This is a genomic window from Amycolatopsis sp. NPDC051128 (genome assembly GCF_040682715.1).
Taxonomy (GTDB): Bacteria; Actinomycetota; Actinomycetes; order Mycobacteriales; family Pseudonocardiaceae; genus Amycolatopsis.
The window spans coordinates 1-14,638 of sequence record NZ_JBFBBN010000009.1 but is presented as its reverse complement, the minus strand read 5'-3'; the positions used below and the strand labels follow the sequence as shown (position 1 = coordinate 14,638).

General features: G+C 70.5%; 14 protein-coding genes. 6 read left to right on the top strand and 8 right to left on the bottom strand.

From position 1 onward, the window contains the following. Positions 1 to 76 precede the first annotated feature (76 nt). From AB0M82_RS12335 to purD, 5 genes are all read right to left on the bottom strand, one after another. On the bottom strand, positions 77 to 835 hold the full coding sequence (locus tag AB0M82_RS12335; protein WP_364720499.1) for an ESX secretion-associated protein EspG: 759 nt from the start codon (positions 833 to 835) through the stop codon (positions 77 to 79). Positions 836 to 837: 2 nt separating this feature from the next. Continuing rightward, positions 838 to 2,424: a hypothetical protein gene (locus AB0M82_RS12330; protein WP_364720496.1), complete on the bottom strand. Its 1,587-nt coding sequence runs from the start codon at positions 2,422 to 2,424 to the stop codon at positions 838 to 840. 9 nt (positions 2,425 to 2,433) lie between these two features. Beyond that, on the bottom strand, positions 2,434 to 3,051 hold the full coding sequence (locus AB0M82_RS12325) for a DUF3558 domain-containing protein (protein WP_364720494.1): 618 nt from the start codon (positions 3,049 to 3,051) through the stop codon (positions 2,434 to 2,436). Beyond that, complete coding sequence (locus AB0M82_RS12320) at positions 3,026 to 3,406, bottom strand: hypothetical protein (RefSeq protein ID WP_364720492.1); 381 nt, start codon at positions 3,404 to 3,406, stop codon at positions 3,026 to 3,028. The genes AB0M82_RS12325 and AB0M82_RS12320 overlap by 26 nt, the downstream gene beginning before the upstream one ends. Before the next feature lie 133 nt (positions 3,407 to 3,539). Further along, positions 3,540 to 4,814, bottom strand: coding sequence for a phosphoribosylamine--glycine ligase (purD, locus tag AB0M82_RS12315; RefSeq protein ID WP_364720489.1), 1,275 nt, complete (start codon positions 4,812 to 4,814; stop codon positions 3,540 to 3,542). A gap of 178 nt (positions 4,815 to 4,992) precedes the next feature. Between purD and AB0M82_RS12310 the strand changes: the two genes are divergently transcribed. The 3 genes from AB0M82_RS12310 to AB0M82_RS12300 all read left to right on the top strand — a co-directional run bounded on the left by AB0M82_RS12310 (position 4,993) and on the right by AB0M82_RS12300 (position 8,739). After that, positions 4,993 to 6,144, top strand: coding sequence for a glycerophosphodiester phosphodiesterase (locus tag AB0M82_RS12310; protein ID WP_364720486.1), 1,152 nt, complete (start codon positions 4,993 to 4,995; stop codon positions 6,142 to 6,144). A gap of 41 nt (positions 6,145 to 6,185) precedes the next feature. Then, positions 6,186 to 7,136, top strand: a complete 951-nt coding sequence (locus tag AB0M82_RS12305) for a serine hydrolase domain-containing protein (RefSeq protein ID WP_364720483.1) — start codon at positions 6,186 to 6,188, stop codon at positions 7,134 to 7,136. Positions 7,137 to 7,206: 70 nt separating this feature from the next. After that, a complete protein-coding gene (locus tag AB0M82_RS12300; protein ID WP_364720480.1) occupies positions 7,207 to 8,739 on the top strand; it encodes an amino acid permease in 1,533 nt (510 codons plus the stop codon). A 71-nt stretch (positions 8,740 to 8,810) separates the two neighbouring features. Here AB0M82_RS12300 and AB0M82_RS12295 read toward each other — a convergent pair whose 3' ends face one another. Both AB0M82_RS12295 and AB0M82_RS12290 read right to left on the bottom strand, forming a co-directional pair. Beyond that, positions 8,811 to 10,049, bottom strand: coding sequence for an aromatic acid/H+ symport family MFS transporter (locus AB0M82_RS12295; RefSeq protein ID WP_364720477.1), 1,239 nt, complete (start codon positions 10,047 to 10,049; stop codon positions 8,811 to 8,813). 127 nt (positions 10,050 to 10,176) lie between these two features. After that, the gene (locus AB0M82_RS12290; protein ID WP_364720475.1) at positions 10,177 to 11,109 is read right to left on the bottom strand and encodes an LLM class F420-dependent oxidoreductase; all 933 of its coding nucleotides are present in this window, start codon (positions 11,107 to 11,109) and stop codon (positions 10,177 to 10,179) included. A 123-nt stretch (positions 11,110 to 11,232) separates the two neighbouring features. On the opposite strand from AB0M82_RS12290, the gene AB0M82_RS12285 reads away from it, so the two are divergent. Beyond that, a complete protein-coding gene (locus AB0M82_RS12285) occupies positions 11,233 to 11,730 on the top strand; it encodes an OsmC family protein (protein ID WP_364720474.1) in 498 nt (165 codons plus the stop codon). Here AB0M82_RS12285 and AB0M82_RS12280 read toward each other — a convergent pair. After that, positions 11,727 to 13,013 carry an adenylosuccinate synthase gene (locus AB0M82_RS12280; RefSeq protein ID WP_364720471.1) on the bottom strand — a complete coding sequence of 429 codons (1,287 nt, stop codon included), beginning with the start codon at positions 13,011 to 13,013 and terminating at the stop codon, positions 11,727 to 11,729. The two genes, AB0M82_RS12285 and AB0M82_RS12280, sit on opposite strands and share 4 nt — an antisense overlap. 112 nt (positions 13,014 to 13,125) lie before the next feature. Between AB0M82_RS12280 and AB0M82_RS12275 the strand changes: the two genes are divergently transcribed. Together AB0M82_RS12275 and AB0M82_RS12270 are read left to right on the top strand one after the other, a co-directional pair. Beyond that, complete coding sequence (locus AB0M82_RS12275; protein ID WP_364720993.1) at positions 13,126 to 13,770, top strand: hypothetical protein; 645 nt, start codon at positions 13,126 to 13,128, stop codon at positions 13,768 to 13,770. Positions 13,771 to 13,902: 132 nt separating this feature from the next. Beyond that, on the top strand, positions 13,903 to 14,541 hold the full coding sequence (locus AB0M82_RS12270) for an HNH endonuclease family protein (RefSeq protein ID WP_364720468.1): 639 nt from the start codon (positions 13,903 to 13,905) through the stop codon (positions 14,539 to 14,541). Positions 14,542 to 14,638: the final 97 nt, after the last annotated feature.

Here is a 14,638-nt window from a genome sequence, read left to right as displayed (position 1 = left end):
AGGACGGTTCCCGCGCTTACTTTATGACTTCCCGTGGGGAGCGCGTGCGGATCCCGGCAACTTCCCCCGGCGAGGATCAGGCCTCCGCCATCAGTTCGCGGATCCTCGTCGCCAGCAGGGCGTTGTCCGCCGGGGTCACGGTCGCCCATTCGCGGCCGTCGCGATCCTTGGCCACCTGGAACAGGTACCGGCCCGCGTCGGTGTCGAAGAACGCCACCACCCGGGGCGCCCGGTGCGTCATGCCGTCGCGGCCCGTGCGTTCCGCGCCGAACTGGCCCCTGGCCTCCTGGCCGAGCAGCATGCCCGACAGCTCCTGGGCCTGGAACAACGCCACTCCACGGTCCTCCAACGCCGTGACCAGCGCCTTCGGGTCGCCCTTCGCCGCCGCGTCGGCCGACTTCACCACGTCGTACGGGAGGCTCACCGTCTGGCCGATGCCCGGGGTCAGCTCGCCCGCCACCGAGACCGCCGCTTCCGGCAGGTTGTCCTCCGTGGCCGGGATCAGCCACACCTCGCCGTTGTCGACCACCGCCAGCACCGCCTGGCCGCGCAGGCTGACCGCGCGGCCGCGGATCTCGCGTTCCGCCCACACCCACACGTCCAGCCCGAATGCGGGACGCGCCAGCAGGTGCAGCAGGTCGGCCACCTCGCCGGACGCCCGGCGGTTGCGGGCGAGCCGCCGCTCGCTCAGCGACGCCCACGCCGACTCCACCAGCTCGAGCCGCTCCGCGCGGGTGGTTCCGTCGCTGGGCACGTCCAGCGCGACGTGCCGGCGAGGTAGTTCGAACGACTCCCAGAGCACGTCGAACTCCAGGGCGGACAGCACGAGCGACACGGTCAGCGCACATCCCCGCCGTGGTCGCCGAGCACGTCGGGCGAAACCATCCGCTGGTCGGCGAACAGGTCCTGGTCGTCGACGCCGTAGCGGCGGACGTGCTCGGCGTCCTCCTCCTGCGGGGCCGCCTCCGAGAGGAACTTCGTCTCGCCGCGTGCCTGCTTCGGGCTGATCTGCTCGGACTTCCGCAGTGCGGCGGCCTCTTCCTCGGGCAGCTCGCCGACCGGCAGCGGCCGCACGGGCCCCCTCGCCTGGCCCTTTTCGCGCCGCTGACGTTCGCGGTCGCCGCTCAGCGCGCCACCGGCCGCGCCCGCGCCGACCGCCGCCGCGCCCGCGCCCAGCTCGCCCGGCGTCGCGCCGGGCTTCACGACGAAGCCGCGTTCGGCCGTGTATTGGCCCGGCGAGATCGGGGCCTGCGGGGCGGCGCCGACCGTACGGCCCTTGGCCAGCAGCCCGTCCTGGCCGCGGTGGGCGCCGCCGAGCGAGCTGTCGACGCCGGTCGAACCGCCGGACGCGCCCCCGCCGCCGAGCGACTTGATCGGCGCGGTCGCCGGTGACGAGCCGGGCGGCAGCGCGCCGGGCGCGCCTGGCGGGACGAAGGGGTCACCGCCGCCGGGGCCGGGGCCGGGGGTGAGCCGGCCGGGCTCGTGGGCGGTGCCGCGGCCCGGGGCGGGCACCCAGCCCGGCCCGGGTGACGACGGCGATGTCGTCGTCGGTGGTTTCACGCCCGACGGCGTCGTCGACGAACTCGGCGTCGTGTGCTGGGCGGCCGGGGCGCTCGTCGCCGCCCCGGCCTGCCGCGGCTGCTGCGCGGGCCGCGTCGGCCGCTGCGCCGCGACGCCGTAGGCCGGGGTCGGCGGGTCGACGTGCACCTGGTGCGACACCGGCTGCGCCACCGGCGGGTCGACGTGCACCGACCGGACCTTGTCCGAAGCCGGCTTCACGCCGCCGTCCGGCGTCACCGCGACGGCGGAGCCGGCGACGTCCAGCACTCCCGGCGTGACGCCCGGGGCGGCCAGCTTCAGCGACTCCGGGTCCGACAGCGTCTGCGTCGAGAGCAGGTTGGTGCCGCTGTCCTGGGCGTACTCGTTCAGCGCCTGTGTCGCCTGCGCCTTGGCGTTGTTCGCGGCCTCGACCTGCCGGGCGTGGTCGGTCTCGAAGCCGATGAGGCTGAGCAGCAAGCCGTCGGTGAGCGTGTAGCCGCCCGCGCCCTTCCGGACCGTTTCGGCGTCTGGGAGCTTGTACTTGGTCCGGTTGAACGCCTCGCCCTGCTCGAACACCATTTCCGCGGCGTGCGCGACCTTCGTGGTGGCGTCCTGGGAGAACCCGGCCTGTTCGGTGAACACCTGGCTGGCCGCGCCACCGGCCTGGCTCTGCCACTCGACACCGAGCTTCAGCAGCTGCGCGCGCAGCGTCTGGTCGGTGTGGGCGAGCGCGGTCGCGACGGCCTTCAGCGCGTCGACGGCGGTGCCGATGCTGCCGGTGCCGTCGCCGTTGACCATCCGGGTGATCTGTTCGGCGACCGCGGTGTTGGTCCAGCCGTCGAAGCGGTGGTTCCGGATCCCGGCCGCGAGCTCGGAGAAGTCCACGCGCCCTCCCTAGTTGCGTGCTTTCAAGGTCTGCAGCGCCAGGTCGGCGGCGTGGGCCGACATGTCGCACAGCTGCGGCTGGGTCAGCTTGCCGCGGGTGACGGGGAAGGCCCGGATGGTCAGCGTCCGGCCCTTCGCGACGCCGACGAGCGTGGTGCAGTCGGCCGGGTCGGCGGCCGCGCGGTAGCTCGTCAGTGCCGGATAACCACCGATGGCCTTCGGCTCGGTGGTCATGCTGCTCTTGCGCCGGGCCCCGGTGATCCACTGGTCGAGGTCCGCGGCCGCCGATCCCGCTTCGTAGCCGTGGAACGGCTCCTCCCGGTCGGCGTCGAACAGGCAGACCGGCCCGTCCGGGCCGTCGGCCTGCCGGGGCGTGCTGCTGATCTTCATCGCGTCGAGCTGCCCCTGCGGGAACAGGGCGCACAGGTCGACGCCCTGCATCGGCAGCTCGGCCGGACGCTGCGGCAGCTGGGCCGCCTTGGCGCTCTGCGACGCCGCGGTCGCGGCCGTCTCGATGGGGTAGGGGGTGCCGTCGGTGCCCGCCGAACAGCCGGCGAGCGCCGCCGTCGCGAGCACACCACCGGTGATCCTCAGCGTGTGGTTACGCACCGTGCTTGCCGCGGTCACCGAACACGGCCGCCTTCTCCTCGTCGCTGACCTGGTAGTCCTTCGCGGCTTCACGCAGCTGGGAGACCAGGCGCTTGAGACCCGCGACGTACTCGCGGACCTGGCCGGCGTAGGAGCGGTCGCCGTCGGCGATCAGGGTGTTCCAGGCCTGGACCGACTGCGTGCTGATCACGTCCGCGGAGGGCGCGTCGATCCGCAGCTGGTCCAGCCGGACGATCAGCTGGTCCTCCAGGGCGTTGGCCTGGTCTTCGACGATCCGGGCGACGTCGAGGAGCTTGTCCGGGTGGACCAGGACGTCCGCGGCCGCCGGCGCCACCGGGACGGCCGAGCTGAGGTCGAACGAAGGTCCTGACATGCTCTCCCCTGACGTCATACGGACAGTGACCGGCCGACTCCCCATCGAGGCTACTGAGGCTACCAACGCGGATGTGGCAGCAGCCTAAGTTTGGACGAAGTCCGGCCCCGTCCGGTTCCCCCGATCCGGGAAATCAGGCGCGCTGACTCGCCGTCGGAGCGCTGACCTCGCCGTTCGCCGCCTTCAGCGCGATGTCGGTGCGGTGGTGGGAGCCGGCGAGGTGGACCTTCGCCACGGTCTCGTACGCGTGCTTGCGCGCCGACTTGAGCGTCTTGCCGGTGCCGACCACCGACAGCACGCGGCCGCCGGCGGAGACGACGGCGCCGTCGTCGCGGCGGCGGGTGCCGGCGTGCAGGACGCCTTCCAGCTCGGCGCCGGTGATGACGTCGCCGGTGTGCGGCTTGCCCGGGTAGCCGTCGGCGGCGATCACGACGGTGACCGCGGTGCCGCCGGACCACTCCAGCGGCGGGTGCTCGGCGAGCTTGCCGGTGGCGGTGGCGTGCATCAGCCCGGCGATCGGGGTGCGCAGCAGGGCCAGCACGACCTGCGTCTCCGGGTCGCCGAAGCGGCAGTTGAACTCGATGACCTGCGGGCCGTCGGACGTCAGCGCGAGCCCGGCGTAGAGCAAGCCGGAGAACGGCGCGCCGCGCTTCACGAGTTCGTCGGCCACCGGCTGGACGACCCGCTCGACCAAGTCGTCGACCAGGTTCTCGGGCGCCCACGGCAGCGGTGCGTACGCGCCCATGCCGCCGGTGTTCGGGCCCGCGTCGTCGTCGCCGACGCGCTTGAAGTCCTGCGCGGGCAGCAGGGGCACGACGGTGTGGCCGTCGACGAAGCAGAACAGCGACGCCTCCGGACCATCCAAAAAGGACTCCAGGAGCACCGGGTGGCCGCCGTCGAGGAGCATGATCGCGTGCTTGCGCGCGACGTCGTAGTCGGTCGTGACGACCACGCCCTTGCCCGCGGCGAGACCGTCGTCCTTGACCACCCAGGTCGGGCCGAAGCGGGCGAGCGCGGCGTCGAGGCGGGCCGGGTTGTCGACCACCTCGCTGCGCGCGGTCGGCACGTTCGCCGCGGCCATGACGTCCTTCGCGAACGCCTTCGAACCTTCGATGCGGGCCGCCGCGGCCGACGGGCCGAAGCAGGCGATGCCCGCCTTGCGGACGGCGTCGGCGACGCCGGCGACGAGCGGGACCTCCGGCCCGACCACCACCAGGTCGGCCTGCCAGCTCTTCGCGAGCGCCGCGACCGCGTCCGGGTCGGCGGCCTCGACACCGAGCTGCTCGGCCATCGCGGCCGTCCCGGCGTTGCCGGGCGCGCAGGCGAGCGCGGTGACAGCGGGGTCGCCGGACGCCGCGAGGACGAGAGCATGCTCACGGGCGCCGGAGCCGATTACCAGTACGCGCACGCCGCACAGCGTATCCGCCCGGGTTCGCGGCGAACATTTCGCCGTCCCCGGGGCCGGGCTCGAAGAGGAGTCCACGCGCCGTTTACCGCGTCGACCGCCCACATACCCCCGGGAGACGCTTGCGGCATCGAAGGTGACGCGGGTAGTCAAGGCACCCCGTGGGAAAGAAGGTCACCAGATGAAACGCAACCGTGTGGGTGTACTGGCCTTGGCCGGGCTGGCGCTGCTGAGCGTCACCGGCCTGGCGATCGGGTCCGCGAGCGCGGCCGCGGCGCCCGGCGAAAGCAGGGGGTCCGCCGATGCGGCCGCGCACGGACGGGGCCACGATGACCCGGTGATCATCGGACACCGCGGCGCGCCCGGGTACCGGCCGGAGCACACCCTCGCCTCCTACGAGCTCGCCTACCGGATGGGCGTGGACTGGGTCGACGTCGACCTCGTGCCGACCAAGGACGGCCAGCTCGTCGCCCGGCACGAGCCGGAGATCGGCGGCACCACCGACGTCGCGAAGCACCCCGAGTTCGCGTCGCGGAAGAAGACCGTCGTGCTCGACGGCGTCTCGGCGACCGGCTGGTTCACCCAGGACTTCACGCTCGCCGAGCTGAAGACGCTGCGCGCGGTCGAGCGGATCCCGCAGAACCGGCCGCACAACACGCTGTACAACGGCCGCTACCAGATCGCGACCTACCAGGAGGTGCTCGACCTGACCAGGCGGCTCGGCCGGGAGCTGCACCGGACGCTGGGCACCTACCCCGAGGTCAAGCACTCGACGTTCTTCCAGTCGATCGGCAACCCGACCGAGCCGAAGCTGGTCGCGATCCTGAAGCGCAACGGCCTCGACCGGCCGGACGCGCCCGCGATCATCCAGTCGTTCGAGGTGTCGAACCTGATCGCGCTGCACCAGCAGATCCGGACGCCGCTGCTGCAGCTGACGTCGGCGACCGGCGCGCCGGCGGACTTCGTCGCGAAGGGCGACCCGCGGACGTACAAGGACCTCGTGACGCCGCAGGGACTGCGTGACATCGCGAAGTACGCGAAGTACTTCGGGCCGGAGAAGGCGCAGGTCATCCCGCGGGACAAGGACGACAACCTGGGTGCGCCGACCACGCTGGTTGCCGATGCGCACAAGGCGGGCCTGAAGGTGCAGCCGTACACGTTCCGGAACGAGAACCCGTTCCTGCCGGCGAACCTGCGCTCGTCGGCCGAGCCGGACGCCTACGGCGACGTCTTCACCGAGGAGGCGGCGTTCCTCAAGGCGGGAGTCGACGGCTTCTTCGCCGACCAGCCGGACACCGCGCTGGAGTCGCTGCACGCCTTTCTCGGCCGGTAAAACGCTTTGCCGTGCGGGGCGTGCTCGTGGACGCTGAGTCCATGAGCGCGCCCCTCGACGAACTGGCCGAAGAACACGAGTTCTCCGGCGTCGTGCTGGTGAGCCGGGGTGCCGAGACGCTGTGCTCGAAGGCGTACGGGTTCGCGCACATCGGGTACGGCGTCGTGAACACCGTCGACACCCGGTTCGCGATCGCCAGCGGCGTCAAGGGGTTCACCGCGCTCGTCGTCGTCGGGCTGGTCGCCGAGGGGCGGCTGAAGCTGGAGACCACCGCTCGCGAAGTCCTCGGCACCGATCTGCCGCTGATCGACGACGCCGTGACGATCGAGCACCTGCTGACACACACCTCCGGCGTCGGTGACTACTACGACGAGGAAGCGGATCCGCCGCCCCAGACCCCGCTCCTCGCCACGCCGGCCGACTACCTCGCCGCGCTCGACGGGTACCCGCAGAAAACGCCGCCCGGCACGGAGTTCCGTTACAACAACGGCGCGTTCGCCGTCCTGAGCCTGATCGCCGAACGGATCGCGGGCATACCTTTCGCCGAGCTCGTCCGGACCCGCGTGACCGAGCCCGCCACAATGACCGACACGGCGTTCCTCCGCTCGGACGCGCTGCCCGCCCGGACGGCCACCGGTTACCTCGAAGACGGCCGCACCAACGTGTTCAGCCTGCCCGTCGTGGGCTACGGCGACGGCGGGATCTACAGCTCCGCGCCGGACTTCCGGAAGTTCTGGCCCGCGCTGCTCGGCGGCCGGATCCTGCCGCACGAGTGGGTCGACCGGATGCTCCGCCCGCACGCCGACGCCTACGGGCTGGGCTTCTGGCTGCCCCGGCCCGGCGTGGTGCGGCTGGAGGGTGGCGACGCGGGTGTCACGTTCCGGAGCGACCACGAGCCGGCGTCCGGGGTCACCGCGACCCTGATCTCGAACAACCACCGAGGTGGCGGGCCCTTGCTGGGGCTGCTGGACGAGTTCTTGACGAAGGCTTGACACCCTTCGGGACCAAGGCTACCTTCGGCGAATTCAATGGTCTGGCCGCATACCTTTCAAGAGGTGCCCGATGGATGTTTCCGACCAGCAGACCACCCCCGACGACGACAGCGCCCGGCTGCACCAGCTGGGGTACGCGCAAGAGCTGAAACGGACGATGTCGGCGTTCTCCAACTTCGCCGTCTCGTTCACGATCATCTCGATCCTCTCCGGCTGCCTCACGCTCTACGGCACTGGCATGAAGACCGGTGGACCCGCCGCGATGATCTGGGGCTGGGTCCTGGTCGGCTTCTTCGTGATCCTGGTCGGCCTCGGCATGGCGGAGGTGTGCTCCAGCTACCCCACCGCGGGCGGCCTGTACTACTGGGCCGCGAAACTGGCGCCCCGCAACGGTGCGGCCTGGTCCTGGTTCACCGGCTGGTTCAACCTGGTCGGGCAGATCGCGGTCACCGCGGGCATCGACTTCGGCGCGGCGCTGTTCCTCAACGCGTTCCTCGACCTGCAGTGGGGCTTCGCGGCAACGCCGGGGCACACCATCCTGCTGCTCGCGATCATCCTCGTGGTGCACGGCCTGCTCAACACCTTCGGCGTGCGGCTGGTCGCGATCCTCAACAACGTCAGCGTGTGGTGGCACCTGGTCGGCGTCCTCGTCATCGTGGGCGTGCTGACCTTCGTGCCCGCGAAGCACCAGGACGCCGGCTTCGTCTTCGGGGAGTTCGTCAACAAGACCGGCTGGACTTCGCCGATCTACGTGTTCGCACTGGGCCTCTTGCTCGCGCAGTACACGTTGACGGGCTACGACGCCTCGGCGCACATGACGGAAGAGACGAAGAACGCCGCCAAGGCCGGACCGCGGGGCATCATCACCTCGATCATCGTCTCCCTGATCGCCGGCTGGATCCTGCTGATCGGCCTGACCTTCGCCATCCAGGACTACGACGGCGCGCTCGGCTCCGGGACCGGGGTGCCACCCGCCCAGATCTTCATCGACGCCACCGGGGTCACGACGGGCAAGTTCCTCCTGCTCATCTGCATCGGCGCCCAGCTGTTCTGCGGGATGTCGTCGGTGACCGCGAACTCGCGGATGATCTACGCCTTCGCCCGTGACGGCGCGATCCCCGGATCGGCCTTCTGGCACCGGATCAACAAGCGGACCCAGACGCCGACGAACGCGGTCTGGCTCGCCGCCGGCGGCGCCCTGATCCTGGCGCTGCCCTACCTGTGGAGCGCGACGGCGTACTACGCGGTCACCTCGATCGCCGTCGTCGGTCTCTACGTCGCCTACGTGATTCCGGTGTTCCTCCGGGTCCGGCGGGGCGACTCGTTCGAGGCGGGTCCGTGGAACCTCGGCAAGTGGGGGAAACCGATCGGCATCGTCGCGTCCGTCTGGGTCGCGTTCATCTTCGTGCTGTTCATGCTTCCGCCGGCGTCCCCGGTGACGGTGGATTCCTTCAACTACACGCCGGTCGCCTTCCTGGTGGTCCTCGGCGGCGCCGGAATCTGGTGGCTGGTCTCGGCGCGGAAGTGGTTCACGGGCCCGAAGGTCCAAGGCTCGGAAGCCGAACTCGCCGCGGTGGAACAGGAACTGAAGGAACTCGGCTGAAAGGTCCGTGAATGTCGCATTGAGGGTCCATCCATGCCCCCGCCGCCACCCTCAATGCGACATTCACGGCTTCAGGTGGTGGCGGGGCGGGATTCCGGCGCGCGAGCGGGTTCCTGCGCCGGGGAGTGGCGGCCCGGGCGGACCACTGTCACCGCCGCCGCGCCCAGGGCGCCGACGCCGGCGAACGCGTAGAAGCCCCATGGGTACGCGATTCCCGCCGTCAGCAGCGCGCCGCCGAGGAGGGGGCCGGAGATCGCGCCGATCCGGCCGATGCCGGCGGACCAGCCGAGGCCCGTCGCGCGGATCGCGTCCGGGTAGATCCGGCCGATGTAGGCATACACCAGCACCTGGGCGCTGAAGACGAAACAGCCGGTGAGGAACACCGCCGCATACAGCCCGACCGCGGGCAGTTTCACGCTCAGCAGCGCCAGGAACACCGCCGCGGCGACGAACCAGACGCGCACCGACGGGCGGATACCGACGCGGTCGGCGACCCGGCCGGCGACGAGCAGGCCGGCGATGCCGCCGACGTTCAGCGTCAGCAGCAGGCTCAGCGCGGCGCCGAGCGGGTACCCGGCCTGGCGCATGATCTCCGGCAGCCAGGTGTTCAGCCCGTACACCAGCAGCAGACCCATGAACGACGTGACCCAGAACGCGATCGTCGCGCGCAGCAGGCCGCCGCGGAACAGGCCGGCCACCGCGTGCCCCGCCGACCGCTCGGTCTCGCGGACCCGCTGGAACGTCTCGGACTCCGGCAGGAACTTCAGCATCAGCGGGATCAGCACGACGGCCGGGAGCGCTCCGGCGACGAACATCGCGCGCCAGCCCAGCGGCGAAATCAGCACGATGCCCAGCAGCGCGGTCAGCACCGCGCCGACGTGGTAGCCGGTCATCACGGTGGTCGTCGCGCTGCCCGCCTTGCCGCGGCGCGCATACTCCGTGACCAGCGTGATCGCCGTCGGCAGGCAGCCGCCGAGGCCGAGGCCGGCGACGAAGCGCAGCAGGCCGAAGACGAACGTCGACGGCGCGAACGCGCACAGCAACGTGCACAGGGAGAACAGCGCCACGGAGGCGATCAGCGACTTCCGGCGGCCGACGACGTCGGTGATCGTGCCGATCGCCAGCCCGCCCAGCATCATCCCGGCCAGCCCGACCGTCGACACGACCGACGCCGTGCCGGGCGTCAGGCCCCAGACGTGGTCGCGGAGCAGCACGGGCAGCACGGTGCCGAGCACGACCAGGTCGAACCCGTCGAGCAGGACGGCGGTCCAGGCCAGGGGCACGACCCAGGAGCGAGTGCCAGGGGACATGGAGAACCTCCGGATGTGCGTCGGTGCACGTTTTCCGCACAGGTGTGCGTATTGCGCACAAGTATGCACGGTGCCCCCGTCGCGAGCCAGCTCACTTCCATTCACCGGAAGCCGAGCGCACGGCTCCTCACGAACCGGATGGGCTGAGCGCCTGCCAGGTCCGGAGCCGCTCCTCGGCCGAGCGGATCCCGGCCTGGGTCAGCACGACGTCGGTGGCGCCGGCGTCGTAGTAGCGCCGGATTCCCGCGGCGACGGTCTTCTCGTCGCCGATGAGCGCGAGGTCCGCCGGGTGATCGGCACCTTCCGCCGCCAGGATCTTCTGGTAGGACGGGATCTGCGCGTAGAAGGCCATCTGTTGCATGGCCAGTTCCCGCACGGCGTCGGGTTCACGGGTGACGACGGCCGGCACAGCGGCGATGACCCGCGGCCGGGGACGTCCCGCGGCTTCGGCGGCGCGGGTCAGGATCGGGACGATCCGCTCGGAAAGCGCTCTGGGGCCGGCTAGGTAGGGCAGGGTGCCGTCGGCGAGTTCCCCGGTGACGCGCAGCGCCTGCGGCCCCATGGCGGCGACGATGACCGGCACGTCCTGTCCACCGGCCACAGTGGACGGTCCGGGCACGTGGGCCTCGAGGGTGTCGCCGGAGTAGTCGACGGCTTCCCCGGCGAAGACCTGCCTCAGGACGGTCAGGTATTCGCGCAGGTGCCGGACCGGCGGCGGGTAGTCGACGCCGTAAACCGGCCCGAGGAACCCCTTCGAGCCGAGCCCGATGCCGAGGGTGAACCGGCCACCGGTGGCTGCCTGAGCCGTCTGCGCGAGACTCGCCACGACCAGCGGGTGGCGGGGGTAGGTCGGCACCACCGAGGTTCCGACCTCGATCCCGGGCACCTCGCGCCCGGCGAGCGCGGCGACGCTGACGGCGTCCTGGCTGAGCGGCAGCTGGGAGAACCAGACCGACTTCAGGCCGGCGTCGGCGGCCTGGCGGGTTTGGGCGATCAGCTCGTCGACGAGGTTCGGCGCCGATCCCGTGTCCCCGGACGGCAGCGCGACTCCGATGGTCATGATTCCAAGCTAACGAGCGGCGCCATCGATTTCCGGCTTCCCAGCGCGTGGGAAACCGCGCGAACGGCTCCGGCATCGCCCACCCTGTGGCGACATCCCTCTCACGATCTTTCAGGAGAGCCCATGTCGCTGACCGACGTCATCGAAGGCACCCGCCGGGCCGTCGACGCCGACCCGCACAACGCCGCCGCCTCATTCAGCGTGGCCAACACCCTCAAGCCCGGCACCAGGACCGAAGTCGAAGTGAAGGTGCGAGACCACTCCTTCACCGTCGACGAGCCGCCGGCGCTCGGCGGGTCCGACCACGCCGCGAACCCCGTCGAGTTCGCGCTCGCCGCGCTCGGTTCGTGCCAGGTGGTCACGTACCAGTTCTGGGCGGCGAAGCGCGGGATCCCGCTCGACTCCATCAAGGTCACCGTCGACGGCGACCTCGACCTGCACGGCTTCTTCGGCTTCTCCTTCAACACCCGCCCCGGTTTCGGGGACGTGCGCGTGTCCGTCGAGCTGGAAGGCCCGGCGAGCCGGGAGCGCTACGAAGACCTCAAGCGCGAGGTCGACGAGCACTGCCCGGTGCTCGACCTGTTCCGCAACGAGACACCCGTCAGCACGAAGCTGACCTAGACGAACGCGTGCCGCACGATCGTCTGCTCGCGGCCCGGGCCGACGCCGATCGCCGAAATCCGGGCGCCCGACAGCTCTTCGAGACGCTCGACGTACGCACGCGCGTTCGCCGGGAGCTCCTCGAACGTGCGGCACGCCGAGATGTCCTCGAACCAGCCCGGGTGCTCCTCGTAGATCGGGATCGCGTGGTGCACGTCGGTCTGCGTCATCGGCATGTCCTGCGTGCGGAAGCCGTCGACCTCGTAGCCGACGCACACCGGCACCTTCTCCAGCCCGGACAGCACGTCCAGCTTCGTGAGGAAGTAGTCGGTGATGCCGTTGACGCGCACCGCGTACCGCGCGATCACCGCGTCGAACCAGCCGGTGCGCCGCGACCGCCCCGTGGTGACGCCGAACTCGCCACCCTGCTTGCGCAGGTACTCGCCGGACTCGTCGTGCAGCTCCGTCGGGAACGGGCCGGAGCCGACGCGCGTGGTGTAGGCCTTGAGGATGCCGAGCACCGTGCCGATCCGGCCCGGCCCGATGCCCGAACCCGCGCTCGCGCCACCGGACGTCGGGTTCGACGACGTCACGAAGGGGTAGGTGCCGTGGTCGACGTCGAGCAGCGTGCCCTGTGAACCCTCCAGCAGCACCGTCTCGCCGCGCTCCAAGGCCTGGTTGAGCTGCAGCCGCGTGTCGGCGATGCGGTGCGCGAACTTCTCGCCGGCCGCCAGCACCTCGTCGGCGACCTGGTCCGCGTCCAGGGCCTTGCGGTTGTAGACCTTCACCAGCACCTGGTTCTTGAACTCCAGCGCGGCTTCGACCTTCTGGCGGAAGATCTTCTCGTCGAGCAGGTCCTGCACGCGGACGCCGACGCGGGCGATCTTGTCCTGGTAGCACGGCCCGATGCCGCGGCCGGTGGTGCCGATCTTGCGGCTGCCGAGGTACCGCTCGGTGACTTTGTCGATCGCCACGTGGTACGGCATGATCAGATGCGCGTCGGCCGAGATCAGCAGCTTGGACGTGTCGACGTCCCGCGCTTCGAGGCCGGAGAGCTCGTCGAGCAGCACCCCCGGATCCACCACCACGCCGTTGCCGATGACGTTGGTCACGCCCGGCGTCAGGATGCCGGACGGGATGAGGTGCAGGGCGAAGTTCTCGCCGTTCGGCAGGACGACCGTGTGACCGGCGTTGTTGCCACCCTGGTAGCGGACGACCCACTGGACGCGGTCACCCATCAGGTCGGTGGCCTTGCCCTTGCCTTCGTCTCCCCATTGGGCACCGATGAGCACGATGGCCGGCATGTGACACTCCAGGTGTTCGACGACGTGAGGTTTAGTGTCCCGGACGGACACCGGTGGCGCTGCTAAATGCCGGTGCATGAGCGTAACGGAGGACCCGCGGGTGCGCGGAATAGTGGTGGCCTGTGGCGACGAAGCGGCCGGCTTCGAAGAGGTCGACGACGTCGAGTCGATCCGGGTGCCGAGCCGTCCCGGCAAGGCGGAAATCGACCCCTTGCTGGGCGAACACGATCACCTGGTGGTGTCGGGCACGGACGCGGACCTCGCCGCGGTCGTGCTGCGGCTGCTCCGGAAGGAAGCGGTCTCCGGCGTGTCGGTCGGGTTCGTGCCGTCGTCGCCGGACTCGTCGGTCGCCGCGCTCTGGGGACTGCCCAAGACGCCGTTGCGGGCGCTCGCGCTGGCGCTGCGCGGCGAGGTCGACCCGGTGCCGCTGATCCGCGACGACGTCGGCGGCGTGCTCGTCGGGCGGGGACTGCTCCGGCTCGTCCGGGGCGTGGCCTACGCCGACGAGCAGGTGGCGCTGCGGGGGCCGGCCTCGTCGATCGAGGTGACGCCGGACCCGGGTGGCCCGGGGCTGGCCGTCCGCGTCGTGAAGGGGACGATCTTCAAGCGGCCGACGACGCTGTACTCGCGGGCGTTCCAGATCGGCTGCATCCCGACCCGGCCGGTGCGCGACGACGTCGTCTACGAGCGCGCGGTGAACAAGTGGACCTGGTACCGGCACACCGAGGATCTCCGGTTGGTCCGCGGCGCGGTCTGACTTGCACGATAGGGTGGCGCCGGTAGCGCGTCGTTCATCAACGGACAGCAACATGTCACCTATACGTGTTGTACCCGCTACTCCCGTGTATCAGGGTTAGCTGTTCCCTGCATCTGACACGGAGGCAGCAAAATGCCGACCAGGCGTGCTGTTCGTCATTCCTTGACCATCTTCGCGGCCACCGCCGTGCTCTCCGGGACGCTGATCAGCGTCGCCGAGGCCACCCCGCCGGGCATCCCGTCGGCTTCCACGGCGAAGACCGAGCTCGCGTCCCTCACCGTCAAGGCCGACGGGTCCCAGGACGGCTACAGCCGGGACAAGTTCCCGCACTGGATCGACCAGGGCAGCAGCTGCAACACCCGCGAAGTGGTGCTGAAGCGGGACGGCACGAGCGTGGTCACCAGCTCCAGCTGCGCGGCGACCTCCGGCAAGTGGTTCAGCCCGTACGACGGCGCGACCTGGACCGCGGCGTCCGATGTGGACATCGACCACGTCGTGCCGCTGGCCGACGCGTGGCGCACCGGCGCGTCGTCGTGGACGACCGCGCAGCGCCAGGCGTTCGCGAACGACCTCACCGACCCGCAGCTGATCGCCGTGACGGACAACGTCAACCAGGAGAAGGGTGACAAGTCGCCCGACCAGTGGAAGCCGCCGCTGACCAGTTACTGGTGCACCTACGCGAAGATGTGGACCGCGGTGAAGTACAAGTTCAAGCTGACGATCAACTCGGCCGAAAAGACGGCTCTGACGAGCATGCTCAACCGCTGCTGACCCTCCGAAGTGCCGTGAATGTCGCATTGAGGGACTTGAAGCCAGACGTCGCCGTCCGGCTCGCCGCATCGGACATTGCACGGGCCCGATAGGGACG

Coding starts and splice junctions, on each gene's coding strand:
- AB0M82_RS12305 (WP_364720483.1), top strand. CDS start 6,186: ATGAGCGCGCCCCTCGACGAACTGGCCGAAGAACACGAGTTCTCCGGC.
- AB0M82_RS12295 (WP_364720477.1), bottom strand. CDS start 10,049: ATGTCCCCTGGCACTCGCTCCTGGGTCGTGCCCCTGGCCTGGACCGCC.
- AB0M82_RS12320 (WP_364720492.1), bottom strand. CDS start 3,406: ATGTCAGGACCTTCGTTCGACCTCAGCTCGGCCGTCCCGGTGGCGCCG.
- AB0M82_RS12285 (WP_364720474.1), top strand. CDS start 11,233: ATGTCGCTGACCGACGTCATCGAAGGCACCCGCCGGGCCGTCGACGCC.
- AB0M82_RS12270 (WP_364720468.1), top strand. CDS start 13,903: ATGCCGACCAGGCGTGCTGTTCGTCATTCCTTGACCATCTTCGCGGCC.
- AB0M82_RS12280 (WP_364720471.1), bottom strand. CDS start 13,013: ATGCCGGCCATCGTGCTCATCGGTGCCCAATGGGGAGACGAAGGCAAG.
- AB0M82_RS12300 (WP_364720480.1), top strand. CDS start 7,207: ATGGATGTTTCCGACCAGCAGACCACCCCCGACGACGACAGCGCCCGG.
- AB0M82_RS12310 (WP_364720486.1), top strand. CDS start 4,993: ATGAAACGCAACCGTGTGGGTGTACTGGCCTTGGCCGGGCTGGCGCTG.
- AB0M82_RS12290 (WP_364720475.1), bottom strand. CDS start 11,109: ATGACCATCGGAGTCGCGCTGCCGTCCGGGGACACGGGATCGGCGCCG.